The organism is Klebsiella sp. M5al, from assembly GCF_002090195.1.
GTDB classification, from domain to species: domain Bacteria; phylum Pseudomonadota; class Gammaproteobacteria; order Enterobacterales; family Enterobacteriaceae; genus Klebsiella; species Klebsiella grimontii.
Genome location: NZ_CP020657.1, coordinates 490,624 through 503,665, shown reverse-complemented (window position 1 = coordinate 503,665; position 13,042 = coordinate 490,624). Strand labels below are relative to the sequence as shown.

Below are 13,042 nucleotides of genomic sequence, written 5' to 3'. Positions count from 1 at the left end.
TGCGAATGCGTAAACGCGTTACATACACTTAATTTATTGATAACCCAAAAGCATAAAGCAAGCAGATAAACAACCGCACAGAACGATAAAAAAATCGAACACGTCAATTTTCCCTTATGACCCTACGGCTATACTCCTTACCTATAAAGGAGCAGTGATACGTTTTCGCCAGCCCGGCGGCGAAATAAACAAAAACTGGAGGAATGTCGTGCAAACTTTTCAAGCCGATCTTGCCGTAATAGGCGCAGGCGGAGCAGGTCTTCGCGCCGCAATAGCCGCCGCGCAAGCTAATCCAAATGCTAAAATCGCTCTAATTTCAAAAGTCTATCCTATGCGCAGCCATACCGTTGCTGCTGAAGGGGGTTCCGCTGCCGTCGCGCAGGATCATGATAGCTTTGAGTACCATTTCCACGACACCGTTGCAGGCGGCGACTGGCTGTGTGAGCAGGACGTCGTTGACTACTTCGTTCATCACTGCCCGACGGAAATGACCCAGCTCGAACAGTGGGGATGCCCGTGGAGTCGCCGCCCGGACGGCAGCGTCAACGTCCGGCGATTCGGCGGCATGAAGATCGAGCGAACCTGGTTCGCTGCCGATAAAACCGGCTTTCATATGCTGCACACCCTGTTCCAGACTTCGCTTCAATTCCCGCAAATCCAGCGCTTCGATGAGCATTTTGTTCTGGATATTTTGGTGGATGATGGCCAGGCTCGCGGTCTGGTCGCGATGAATATGATGGAAGGTACGCTGGTGCAAATCCGCGCCAACGCGGTCATTCTGGCGACCGGCGGCGCAGGACGCGTGTATCGCTACAATACCAACGGCGGTATCGTCACCGGCGACGGTATGGGTATGGCGCTCAGCCACGGCGTACCGCTGCGCGATATGGAGTTCGTGCAATATCACCCCACCGGTCTCCCGGGTTCCGGAATTCTGATGACGGAAGGCTGCCGCGGCGAAGGCGGTATTCTGGTCAACAAGAACGGCTACCGCTATCTGCAGGATTACGGCATGGGTCCGGAAACTCCGCTGGGCGAACCGAAAAATAAATATATGGAGCTGGGCCCGCGCGATAAAGTCTCCCAGGCTTTCTGGCACGAATGGCGTAAGGGCAACACGATCCCCACGCCGCGAGGCGATGTGGTCTATCTCGATCTGCGACATTTGGGCGAGAAAAAGCTGCTTGAACGTCTGCCGTTTATCTGCGAACTCTCGAAGGCCTACGTTGGCGTCGATCCGGTGAAAGATCCCATTCCGGTACGTCCGACCGCGCACTACACCATGGGCGGGATCGAAACCGACCAGCAGTGTGAAACCCGCATCAAAGGGCTATTTGCCGTGGGCGAATGTTCTTCGGTCGGCCTGCACGGCGCCAACCGCCTTGGCTCCAACTCCCTGGCGGAGCTGGTGGTGTTTGGCCGTCTGGCCGGAGAACAGGCCATGCAGCGCGCAACCGAAGCGGGCGAAGCCAATAGCGCCGCGCTGGACGCGCAGGTCGTCGATATCGAGAACCGCCTGAAAGATCTGGTTAATCAGGAAGGTAACGAGAACTGGGCCAAGATTCGTGACGAAATGGGCCTGTCAATGGAAGAAGGCTGCGGTATCTACCGTACGCCGGAGCTTATGCAGAAAACGGTTGATAAGCTGGCCGAGCTGCAGGAGCGCTTCAAGCGCGTGCGTATCACCGACACCTCCAGCGTGTTCAATACCGACCTGCTGTACACCATCGAACTGGGCCATGGCCTGAACGTCGCCGAATGTATGGCGCATTCCGCCCTCGCGCGTAAAGAGTCCCGCGGCGCGCATCAGCGTCTGGACGAAGGCTGCACCGAGCGTGACGACGTCAACTTCCTCAAGCATACCCTCGCCTTCCGCGATGCCGACGGTAATACCAGTCTGGAGTACAGTGAGGTGAAAATCACCACTCTGCCGCCGGCAAAACGCGTGTACGGTGCGGAAGCGGAAGCAGCCGAGAAGAAGGAGACGACGAATGGCTGAGATGAAAAATATGAAAGTCGAAGTGGTGCGCTACAACCCGGAAGTGGATATCGCACCGCATAGCGCTTTCTATGAAGTTCCCTACGATGAGCAAACCTCACTGCTTGATGCTCTGGGCTACATCAAGGACAACCTCGCGCCAGACCTCAGCTACCGCTGGTCCTGCCGCATGGCGATTTGCGGTTCCTGCGGCATGATGGTGAACAAGGTGCCAAAGCTGGCCTGTAAAACTTTCCTGCGCGAATACACCAAAGGTATTAAAGTCGAGGCGCTGGCCAACTTCCCAATCGAGCGCGATCTGGTGGTCGATATGACCCACTTTATCGAAAGCCTGGAAGCCATTAAGCCGTACATTATTGGCAACCCGCGCACGCCCGATCAGGGCCCGAACACGCAGACGCCGGCGCAAATGGCCAAATACCATCAGTTCTCCGGCTGCATCAACTGCGGCCTGTGCTATGCGGCCTGTCCGCAGTTTGGTCTTAATCCGGAGTTTATCGGCCCGGCGGCGATCACCCTCGCCCATCGCTACAACGAAGACAGCCGCGACCACGGTAAAAAGGAACGTATGGCGCAGCTTAACGGCCAGAATGGCGTCTGGACATGTACTTTCGTGGGCTACTGCTCCGAAGTCTGCCCGAAACACGTCGACCCGGCGGCCGCGATCCAGCAGGGCAAGGTAGAAAGCTCGAAAGACTTTCTTATCGCCACCCTGAAACCACGCTAAGGAGTGCTGTATGACGACTAAACGCAAACCCTACGTGCGGCCGATGCCGTCCACCTGGTGGAAAAAGCTGCCGTTTTATCGCTTCTATATGCTGCGTGAAGGAACGGCGGTACCCACGGTCTGGTTCAGCATCGTGCTGATTTACGGGCTGTTCGCACTGAAGCATGGCGCGGAGAGCTGGGCGGGCTATATCGGTTTCCTGCAAAACCCGATTGTCGTGATCCTGAACCTGATCACGCTTGCAGCCGCGCTGCTGCATACCAAAACCTGGTTTGAGCTGGCGCCGAAAGCCGCCAATATTATCCTTAAAGGCGAGAAAATGGGGCCAGAGCCAATTATTAAAGGGCTTTGGGTCGTCACTGCGGTCGTCACCGTGGTGATCCTGTTTGTCGCGCTGTTCTGGTAAGGAGGCTGGAATGATTAATCCCAATCCAAAACGTTCGGATGAGCCGGTATTCTGGGGGCTGTTTGGCGCTGGCGGCATGTGGGGAGCGATTATCGCCCCCGTCATTGTGCTGCTGGTAGGTATTATGCTGCCGCTGGGCCTCGCGCCTGCTGACGCATTCAGCTATGAACGCGTACTGGCTTTTGCCCATAGTTTTATTGGCCGTGCATTCATTTTCCTGATGATTGTTCTGCCGCTATGGTGCGGGCTTCACCGTATTCACCATGCGATGCACGATTTGAAAATTCACGTACCCAACGGTAAGTGGGTCTTCTATGGACTCGCGGCGATTCTGACCGTCGTCACCCTCGTCGGCATATTGTTCATCTAAACGGATAGCCGTACGCGGCTTTTACCTCAGCTGCAATAAGCCCGGTAGCATTCTGTTACCGGGCTCGCTTCTCAAGAAAATTCTGCCGCATTTTTCCTGCCTGACTCTACACTTAGCTTAAAACTGGCAAGGAAAAAATTATGCGTCTGCTACCCGTTATTGCGGTTGTTGCCGCTTCATTTCTGCTTGTAGCCTGTACTACGCTGGCACCGCCTCCTGGCGTAACCGTGGTTAGCCCCTTCGACGCTCAACGCTATCTTGGTACCTGGTATGAGATTGCCCGCTTCGATCACCGTTTTGAAAGCGGCCTGGAAAAAGTCACCGCAACGTATAGCCTGCGCGATGATGGCGGGCTGAACGTGGTAAATAAAGGCTACAACCCCGATCGGGGTATGTGGCAAAAAACCGATGGCGTAGCTTATTTTACCGGGGAACCCACTCGCGCCGCGCTGAAGGTCTCATTTTTCGGCCCCTTCTATGGCGGCTATAACGTGATAGCGCTGGATAAGGATTATCGCTACGCGCTGGTTTGTGGACCCGATCGCGACTATCTCTGGCTACTGGCGCGTACGCCGAAAATCCCGCCGGAAGTGAAGCAGCAGATGCTGGATATCGCTACCCGGCAAGGATTCGACGTGAGCAAACTGCTATGGGTCAATCAGCAGTATTAATGCGCGCTCATTTTCAGGCCAATGATGCCAATCACAATGCACGCCAGGCTGGCAATGCGCATCGGACTGGCGGATTCGCCCAGCAGGATAATACCCGTCACAGCTGCGCCGACCGCGCCTATTCCGGTCCAAACGGCGTAAGCCGTCCCTACGGGCAACGTTTTCATCGCCCATGACAACAGCGCCATGCTGATGACCATGGCGGCAATCGTTATTACGCTTGGCACCAGGCGGCTAAAACCGTGGGTATATTTCAGACCGACTGCCCAGACGACTTCCAGCAGACCAGCGATAAACAGAACTAACCAGGACATATGGCTCCTTTGATGGGGCCGTCCCCAGATGTGAAACGCTTACAGGTCGTCCCGTAAGGTAGATGATATTTCACATGAATTATACACGACGTGACTAAGGTGAGGAAGAACGGTACGACCAGCGGCCGTACCGCTATGGTCTATTGCTGAGCTTTGGTCGCGGCGCCCGAAATCGCGCTGCCGCCTTCTGAAATATCCTGACCAACACCGCGCGTGGTGTTACATGCAGTCAGTACAGAGGAAAGAGCCAAAACCGTAAAGAACGCTGCAATCGCTTTTTTTACCATAATGTCATCCTTATTAACCAGTTTTAGTTATCGTGCTCTATAAGCATAGACAAACTGGTCCAGGATGAGGGAAACGCGGCGATTTTTAAGAGAAAAAGAGGTTAAAAGGATTGAGCCAAACGGAGAAACTAATTGTGAATGAGGATTTCCTGATGAAATCAGGTTAACTGGCAGCATGAGAAATGACATGGCCCAGACTTTGGATATCTTCACCGACGCCGCGAGCCGTATTGCATCCGGCCAGAAGAACGCAGCTTAGTAATAATAGTAGTACCGGAAGTTTTAATTTATGAGCCATCTTCCCTGCCTGCGTCTACGCTCGGTAGAGGGCGCAGCGAAACGCTGCGCCAACCATCTCAGCGCATAAATTACTTCACGCGGGATACGTATTCGCCAGAGCGAGTATCCACTTTGATGACTTCGCCGATCTGTACGAACAGCGGAACCTTAACCACGGCGCCAGTGGAGAGAGTTGCAGGTTTACCGCCGGTACCAGCAGTATCGCCTTTCAGGCCTGGATCGGTTTCAACGATTTCCAGCTCAACAAAGTTCGGCGGCGTAACGGAGATTGGCTGACCGTTCCACAGAGTCACAATACATTCAGCCTGATCCAGCAGCCATTTAGCGTTGTCGCCAACGGCTTTAGCGTCAGCGGCCAGCTGTTCGAAAGTAGAGTTATTCATGAAGTGCCAGAACTCACCGTCGTTGTACAGGTAAGTCAGGTTCATATCGACAACGTCCGCGCCTTCAGCAGAATCCGTAGACTTGAAGGTTTTCTCTACACGGGTACCCGTCAGCAGGCGGCGCAGCTTAACGCGCGCAAAAGCCTGGCCTTTACCTGGTTTAACGAATTCACTGGCTTCAACTGCATAAGGTTCGCCGTCCATCATGATTTTAAGACCGGCACGAAAATCGTTGCTATAGTAAGTCGCCATAAGGCCCTCTGAAACTTTGTTAATTGGTAGCTAAGCCACAAAATGGCGCATATTGTAACCCTAAATACCCCATCCAGAGAAGATTGGTTAACGCAACTTGCCGATGTTGTGACCAGTCCTGATGAACTGCTGCATCTTTTAAATGTAGACGCTGATGCGAATCTATTGGCGGGACGCGATGCCAGGCGCCTGTTCGCACTGCGTGTCCCGCGGGCATTTATTGCCCGTATGGAACCAGGAAACCCCAATGATCCACTTCTCCGTCAGGTACTTACCTCCCGGGAGGAGTTTGTTAATGCTCCGGGATTTACCACCGATCCGCTGGAAGAACAGCACAGCGTTGTGCCTGGTCTACTGCATAAATACAGCAACCGCGCGTTACTGCTGGTTAAAGGCGGCTGTGCGGTTAATTGTCGTTATTGCTTCCGCCGCCACTTTCCCTATGCTGAAAACCAGGGTAATAAGCGCAACTGGCAGATGGCCATGGAGTACATTGCGTCTCATCCAGAGCTGGATGAAATCATTTTTTCCGGCGGTGACCCGCTGATGGCGAAAGACCCAGAACTAGACTGGCTGCTTACGCAGTTGGAAGCCATCCCGCATATTAAGCGCCTGCGTATCCACAGTCGGTTGCCCATTGTGATTCCTGCGCGCATTACCGATACGCTGATTGCGCGTATCTCTGCTTCATCGTTGCAGGTACTGCTGGTGAACCATATCAACCATGCTAACGAAATAGATGCGGCGTTTCGTACCGCGATGAAGAGTCTGCGTATAGCTGGCGTCACTTTACTTAATCAAAGCGTACTACTGCGCGGCGTAAACGATGACGCGCGCACGCTCGCCGATCTGAGCAATGCGTTATTCGATGCCGGAGTCATGCCTTATTACCTTCACGTTCTGGATAGAGTGCAGGGCGCAGCACATTTTATGGTCAGCGACGAAGAGGCGAGGAAGATTATGCGTGAACTGCTCACGATGGTATCTGGTTATTTAGTACCAAAACTTGCACGGGAAATCGGTGGTGAACCGAGCAAAACACCGCTGGATTTGGGCTTAAAACAGCGCTAATCAATATGTCTGCCGGGCCCGGCCTGGCAGACACTATCAGGATGCAGTCACTGACTGACATCAGAACGCAAATGCAACATTACTTCACGTGAAAAAATCAACCCAGCTAAATATTACATATACGTATAAAAGAATAGCCTAAGCACATATTAATTTTATTCATAATATTAAAGAAAGTATATTGGTTGCTATTAAGGCTACCAGTAGCAGCAAAAACCAGCCTGGCAAACTCAAAGCTGGCTGCTTATTATTATCATTTATATGTAACTCTGGAGGCCTTGCGGGGTTATCAAGCACCTTCCTTTCCGCCATGAGAGGAGCAACATTGCTTATTATCGGTATGTTTTCTAAATTTCCTGACTCTTCTTCATCGGTTCTGGACAAAAAATCAACGTGGGAATCTGCTGCCAAAACAAAGCCACGCTGCCGTACAGTAACAATGATATCTTGCGATAATCCAGCTTTTAGTAGTGACTTTCTTAATAGCGAAATATTTTGATAGAACGTATTTTGCGAGACAACAACGCCTCTCGTTTTCCACACTGTATCTAAAAACTCCTCACGAGATATAACTTTTCCATTGCTTTCCAGCAATAGTTGAAGACAACGCGCGGTAGGTGCATTTAGAGCAACGCTATCACCGTGCTCACCTAATGGTTTTAGCTTATTCACATTTGTATCAAAAATAACTTCATTATTAATGATATATTCGTTGAATACCATAATGTTATCCCTTCCTTTATTGGATATGTGAAATCACAACAAATAAACATAGAGTTCATCGTCAAAGGCCAGAAAATCCTTTTCACAACCGGAGTTAGTTGACTGCAGACAAAAAAACCACGTTATCCGTGCGACATGAACAAGATTAACATGTTATTTTTAGGCAAAGAGACGATGGCGCCATTATTATACTAGCCATCTTAAACCATTACTAAACAGACAACAAAACATGAACTAATGACAATTCAAGTTTTAAATAAATTTTAGATAAAATTCACATGCATTTTGCCCCCCTTCCATTTAAATTCGTCGTCGCTCAAGCCTATAAAGCCTGAAGACTGGCATAAGGACGAGCGAAAGGAAACGATAGGGCTCAGGCGCAGATAAAGGTCAGTCAGCCATTAACTACTAGTTAATTATTAACAATAGTTATAGTTGATAACCAAGCCAGGCATCTATTCAGGAATTTTTAAGCTTTTATAAATGGATTAAATAAATGAAAAAAACAATCGTAGCTGTAATGGTCGCTGCATCTGCAGTTCTGAGCGCACAGGCTTTCGCGGCAGGAAACAGTTCTCAACTGACAATCCTCGGCAACGTAACCGACACTGGCGAATCCTGTAACGTCACTCCTGCAGCTCTGATCCAGGGCGGCTCTTTGACTCTGGATGACGTAAAAGCCTCTATCCTGGAAGGCCAGGGCATCAACACTCCATATATGGCGCTGGCTAAAGATATCGAGTACAAAATTGAAGACTGCCAGAAAGGCTCTTCTGCGTATACTGGTAACCTGAACGTTACTGTTACCGGCGACTACATCAGCGGCCAGGATGATATCCTGACAAATACCGCAGTTAACCCGGCAACGAATGCAGCTGTAACCGTAGTTAATACCGACGGTTCACGCGTTAGCTTTACTGGCACAACTGCAAAAACTATCGCTTATACCGCGGGCACCCCGTCTTATATGCGTTATAAAGCAGCATATGTTAAAACTGCAAACGGTGTAACTGATGGTGCTGTTAAAGGTGTAGCTACCTTTACTATCTCCTACTAATGCCCAATGGGGTTTGCCATCGACGGCAAGCCCCATTCTTATTATTCAGGGAATGAATTATGTTCAAGTCATTATTAAAAATAGTGGCCGTTATTTCTCTTTCCGCAAGCTTTGTCGCCCATAGTGGAGTGGTGGTTGATTCTACCCGTCACCTTTATAAAGAAGGTACGCGAGAAATCAGCGCCAACCTGGAAAATAAAGACAACATCCCTTATTTAGTCAAATCATGGGTTGAACCACGTGAAGGAAACGCTACCTCATTTTTTATGGTTACGCCACCGCTGTTCCGTCTCGAGGCCAAGCAAAAAAATACCGTCCGTATTTTTCCTAATGCCAATATCATCAATGCGCCAAAAGATAGAGAGTCCGTTTATTATTTTAACGTGATGTCTATCCCACCAACTAGCGATGCGGATACGGATAAAAACAGAATTCAGCTGGCTGTACGCCATAGAATGCGTCTGATCTATCGTCCTTCATCCTTACAAGATCTCTCAATAAACCAGGAAGCCAAAAAACTGGAATGGCGTAAAGTCAATAACAAAATTACGGTTAAAAATACAACACCATTTTTTATCTATTTTAAATCTATCAAAATTAATGGCGTCGAACTGAGCGGTTTCATTAACAATATTGATGCCTTTGCGACAAAAGAATTTTCGTTACCAGCAGGCGCAAATGGATCTGAAGTAGAGTGGAAAATCGCGACGGATAACGGGGGCACTGGTTCTGCCTACTCCGTATCAATTTAATTTCTATCCTTTTTTGATAGGCCAGGGTGAAAAGTATGTCTATTTTAATAAAAAAAAGGGATGATGTTTTTTCTAGTGTGTCCCGCACATTTTTCGTTCTTGTACCTGCGCTAGCCCTTGGTTTTAGCAACAATACCTTGGCTCGCGATTTTTTTGATCCTGACTTTATCAAATCAGTGGGTCAAAACGATCCCTCTTCAATACCGGATTTATCACTATATGCAACCAAGGATGCTCAGGCTCCGGGGAAGTATCGCATCGACGTTGTTTTAAACAATAATTTACAAGAAACGACTGACGTGCGCTTTGTTGAAAAAAAAGATTCTGCTACCGGTGATTTAAAATTAGTACCATGTTTAAGTATTGCTACACTAAAGAACTATGGCTTAAGGACCGAGGCATTTCCAACCCTAAAGGAGGATGCTGACGGCTGTACGAACACTAACATTATACCGAACTTCAAAACCGATTTTAACTTTAATACTCAACAACTATTAATATCTATACCCCAGGCAGCGCTCTCAACTATTGCGCAAGGCTTTGTCCCTCCGGAAGAATATGATGACGGTATTAACGCCTTATTGACCAACTATCAGTTCAGTTCAGGCAAGGACTACGAGGCCAATAACGAATATTATAACCTTAACCTGCAGTCCGGGCTGAATATTGGGCCATGGCGACTTCGAAACCTTAGCACCTGGAATAAATCAGCAGGTGCAAAAAGCGATTGGGATTCCGTTTATCTATATGCTCAGCGCAGCATCATTCCATTAAAGAGCAAGTTGGTAATGGGGGAAAGCTCATCCCTGTCGAGCATTTTTGATAGCGTGCCCTTTACAGGGGTCCAGTTGGCGACAGACGAGGATATGATCCCGGAAAGCCTACGCGGTTTCGCGCCAATTGTTCGTGGTATTGCCAGAACTAACGCCCGTGTCGTTATCAAACAGAATGGTTATCAGATTTACCAGGCTTTTGTTGCTCCCGGTGCCTTTGAAATAACCGACCTCTACTCTACCGGCGGTAACGGCGACCTGTACGTTACCGTAGAAGAAGCCGATGGTTCCCGTCAAAACTTCGTCGTGCCATACGCTTCTCTGCCGCTGATGCTCAGAGAAGGCCAGATGGAGTATGAAATTACCAGCGGTCAATATCGTCCCTATGACGACAATATTGATGAAAAACCCTTTACGCAGGCCACCATCAGCTATGGCGCGTTAAGCAATACAACGTTTTACACCGGTATTCAGGCAGCATCTAACTATCAGGCGCTGGCATTTGGCGTTGGGCAAAACCTTGGCGATATTGGCGCACTTTCAGCTGACGTCACCGAAGCGTGGTCTAAGAAAAAAGATGCGGATAAAACGTCCGGCCAGTCCTGGCGCATCCGTTACGGTAAAAATATTATTGAAACCGGCACCAATATTACCGTCGCTGGTTATCGCTATTCCACTTCTGGCTTTAATACACTTACCGACGTGATGAATACCTACAACAATCGCTACGGTGGTTATACTTCTCACTCGATACGTAACCGAACTAATATTACCGTCAGCCAGAGCCTGGGGTCAGGGCTAGGTAGCCTTTCCGTATCCGGTATATTTGAGGATTATTGGGATAGCAATCGCCACAACAACTCATTAAACGTTGGCTACAACGGCGGGTTCCGACGCTTTAACTATTATGCAGGCTATAGCTATAGTCGTTATTCCTGGAGCAACAATGGTTCAAGCCGTACCGCAGAGGACGATCATGTTTTTACCTTTAATATCACTGTACCGTTAAGCGACTGGTTACCGAAGACCTACGCAACCTATAATGTCACTAACAGTAGCCCGGGTTCTACCGATCAATATGTCTCCCTGAGCGGTACAGCTCTGGAGAACGATAAACTGGACTGGAACGTACAGCAGGGTTATAGCAATCGAGAAGATGCGAGCGGCGGCGTATACGGTAACTATAGAGGTTCTATGGGTTCGGTTAACGGAGGTTACAGTTATAGCAAGCATAGTCAGTTAGTTAACTATGGTATGAGCGGCGGTGCATTAGTTCATGCTGACGGAATCACCTTAGGTCAGGAAATGTCAGAGACTTCAGTATTAGTTAAAGCTCCGGGTCTGGACCACGTACGTTTGGAGAATGATGAAACCGTAGAGACCGATTATCGAGGTTATGCGATTCTTCCGTACGTAACACCTTATCATCGTACTAGCGTAACTCTTGATAGCACATCTCTTAGCGATAATATGGAGTTGCCAAACACAACCCAGAAAGTTGTGCCAACTCGCGCCGCTATCGTAAGAGCTAATTTCGAAGGGAGTATCGGCCGTCGTGCATTCCTGATTCTGAAACGAACTTCAGGTGAAAATGTACCTTATGGCGCCACGGTAACTCCGGCACTCGATAAAAAAGCGCAGGCCAGTATCGTTTCAGACGGAGGCATGGTTTATATGTCGGGATTAAAAGACACTGGTGATGTTTATGCCCAATGGGGAACAAAAGCGGGACAAAACTGCACAGCTTCATATAATTTAGCGGATCAATCAGCAAATATAGCCCAAGTTAGTGCTGTTTGCCGATAAACAGGGATAGAACTTCAATGAAAAAACTAATTTTGTTTATTAGCTTATTATGCTTCAGCCTACCGACGCTATCTATATGCAAATATAGTAAGACTTCAAATCCCACGGTAGGCATTTCGATTAAATCAAAAATATTATCCGATAAGTCTTTACCCGCAGGCTCAATATTAGGCGTGGGAACAGTTGGTGGAGGCGTCGCTGATATGAAAACTTTTTATGATTGTGAGGCTGGGGATGTTTACGCCGTATCGGCATCGCCGGGGGCTATAGAGGCTCCGGGCGTAAAAGGAATACAGGGTGGTACAGTTTATGAAACAGGCATCAAAGGTATTGGTTATCAAATATCAGATGCTATTTCAGGCAGTAACATTCGCCCTATCCCTGCCAAAATGGGAAGTATTTCTGCCTACCGACTGACAGTTAATCCAGTAGTACAATTAACAGCCTGGTTAATTAAAACAAATGACGATATTGATACAAATGTGACATCATCACGAACAATATCAGTCATGTATCTCGCAGGAACACCAACGCAGGTTCAGTCCAGATCATCAACGGCTCGCTTGCTTGGTGCAAATTTAACACTAGGCGCATTTACTTTCCGAGAAACGTCTTGTGAGGTAACCCCGCGCAATGGAAGCACCATAAAGTTGCCTAATATTGAAGCAAGTCAGCTAAATGCCGTCACCCCGGGGAACGCAACCGGCAAACAAAAAGATATCATTCTGGATATTAATTGCCCAACTTCATCAGTAGGGAGTAAATATACCTACTGGTTTAACCCCATCACGCCAAACAGCTCCTCAACTAATGGAGTTTTAATGAACTCCGTCCCCGTTGCTTCAGGTGGTGCACAAGATGTCGGATTAATTATCAAAAAAGACGGCACTGCTATTAAATTCTATGATTATGATGCTTATTCAATTGCTAAAGTGGCTAAAACGCAGGAAGTAAAATTAACTGCTGACTACTATCGCTTATCTAGCACCATATCTACCGGCACAGTACAAGGAATTTTCGAAATAATTTTACAGGAAAAATAGAACGACATACGAACACCCTATTAGTAATAACTATCGAAAAAGAGAGCGTCGCTCTCTTTTTCGTATAGCCTCCCCCCATTCATTCGTCCTTTCAATATCTTTTCTTAA

General features: G+C 48.5%; 15 protein-coding genes. 10 read left to right on the top strand and 5 right to left on the bottom strand.

Going from position 1 to position 13,042, the window contains the following annotated elements:
• The first annotated feature begins 208 nt into the window (after positions 1–208).
• The 5 genes from frdA (at position 209) to BWI76_RS02435 (ending at position 4,173) form a co-directional block, all read left to right on the top strand.
• A complete protein-coding gene (gene frdA / locus BWI76_RS02455) occupies positions 209–1,999 on the top strand; it encodes a fumarate reductase (quinol) flavoprotein subunit (RefSeq protein ID WP_004871137.1) in 1,791 nt (596 codons plus the stop codon).
• Positions 1,992–2,726, top strand: a complete 735-nt coding sequence (locus BWI76_RS02450) for a succinate dehydrogenase/fumarate reductase iron-sulfur subunit (RefSeq protein WP_004097940.1) — start codon at positions 1,992–1,994, stop codon at positions 2,724–2,726. The genes frdA and BWI76_RS02450 overlap by 8 nt, the downstream gene beginning before the upstream one ends.
• A 10-nt stretch (positions 2,727–2,736) precedes the next feature.
• A complete protein-coding gene (frdC, locus tag BWI76_RS02445) occupies positions 2,737–3,132 on the top strand; it encodes a fumarate reductase subunit FrdC (RefSeq protein WP_004871138.1) in 396 nt (131 codons plus the stop codon).
• A 10-nt stretch (positions 3,133–3,142) separates the two neighbouring features.
• The gene (frdD, locus tag BWI76_RS02440; RefSeq protein ID WP_004871139.1) at positions 3,143–3,502 is read left to right on the top strand and encodes a fumarate reductase subunit FrdD; all 360 of its coding nucleotides are present in this window, start codon (positions 3,143–3,145) and stop codon (positions 3,500–3,502) included.
• 140 nt (positions 3,503–3,642) lie between these two features.
• Positions 3,643–4,173, top strand: coding sequence for a lipocalin family protein (locus BWI76_RS02435; RefSeq protein ID WP_004871140.1), 531 nt, complete (start codon positions 3,643–3,645; stop codon positions 4,171–4,173).
• On the opposite strand, the gene sugE is transcribed toward BWI76_RS02435, so the two are convergent.
• The 4 genes from sugE to efp all read right to left on the bottom strand — a co-directional run bounded on the left by sugE (position 4,170) and on the right by efp (position 5,709).
• Entirely contained in the window at positions 4,170–4,487 is a 318-nt protein-coding gene (gene sugE / locus BWI76_RS02430) for a quaternary ammonium compound efflux SMR transporter SugE (RefSeq protein WP_004128029.1), read from the bottom strand. The two genes, BWI76_RS02435 and sugE, sit on opposite strands and share 4 nt — an antisense overlap.
• A gap of 140 nt (positions 4,488–4,627) precedes the next feature.
• A complete protein-coding gene (ecnB, locus tag BWI76_RS02425) occupies positions 4,628–4,774 on the bottom strand; it encodes a lipoprotein toxin entericidin B (RefSeq protein WP_004097935.1) in 147 nt (48 codons plus the stop codon).
• A 163-nt stretch (positions 4,775–4,937) separates the two neighbouring features.
• Positions 4,938–5,072: an entericidin A/B family lipoprotein gene (locus BWI76_RS02420; protein WP_004871141.1), complete on the bottom strand. Its 135-nt coding sequence runs from the start codon at positions 5,070–5,072 to the stop codon at positions 4,938–4,940.
• Positions 5,073–5,142: 70 nt separating this feature from the next.
• Positions 5,143–5,709: an elongation factor P gene (gene efp, locus BWI76_RS02415; protein WP_004097931.1), complete on the bottom strand. Its 567-nt coding sequence runs from the start codon at positions 5,707–5,709 to the stop codon at positions 5,143–5,145.
• A 42-nt stretch (positions 5,710–5,751) separates the two neighbouring features.
• On the opposite strand from efp, the gene epmB reads away from it, so the two are divergent.
• Entirely contained in the window at positions 5,752–6,780 is a 1,029-nt protein-coding gene (gene epmB, locus BWI76_RS02410) for an EF-P beta-lysylation protein EpmB (RefSeq protein WP_004871143.1), read from the top strand.
• A gap of 159 nt (positions 6,781–6,939) precedes the next feature.
• Here the strand turns inward: epmB and BWI76_RS02405 are convergent, their stop codons facing one another.
• Positions 6,940–7,503 carry a transcriptional regulator gene (locus BWI76_RS02405; protein ID WP_024360243.1) on the bottom strand — a complete coding sequence of 188 codons (564 nt, stop codon included), beginning with the start codon at positions 7,501–7,503 and terminating at the stop codon, positions 6,940–6,942.
• Positions 7,504–7,999: 496 nt separating this feature from the next.
• On the opposite strand from BWI76_RS02405, the gene BWI76_RS02400 reads away from it, so the two are divergent.
• From BWI76_RS02400 to BWI76_RS02385, 4 genes are read left to right on the top strand one after another with little or no spacing between them, the layout of a single operon-like run.
• Entirely contained in the window at positions 8,000–8,560 is a 561-nt protein-coding gene (locus tag BWI76_RS02400) for a fimbrial protein (RefSeq protein ID WP_004871147.1), read from the top strand.
• A gap of 59 nt (positions 8,561–8,619) precedes the next feature.
• Positions 8,620–9,312 (top strand): molecular chaperone, encoded by a 693-nt coding sequence (locus BWI76_RS02395; RefSeq protein ID WP_004871149.1) that lies wholly within the window; start codon positions 8,620–8,622, stop codon positions 9,310–9,312.
• A gap of 35 nt (positions 9,313–9,347) precedes the next feature.
• Entirely contained in the window at positions 9,348–11,891 is a 2,544-nt protein-coding gene (locus BWI76_RS02390; RefSeq protein ID WP_004871151.1) for a fimbria/pilus outer membrane usher protein, read from the top strand.
• 17 nt (positions 11,892–11,908) lie between these two features.
• Positions 11,909–12,934 carry a fimbrial protein gene (locus BWI76_RS02385; RefSeq protein ID WP_049099395.1) on the top strand — a complete coding sequence of 342 codons (1,026 nt, stop codon included), beginning with the start codon at positions 11,909–11,911 and terminating at the stop codon, positions 12,932–12,934.
• Positions 12,935–13,042 lie beyond the last annotated feature (108 nt).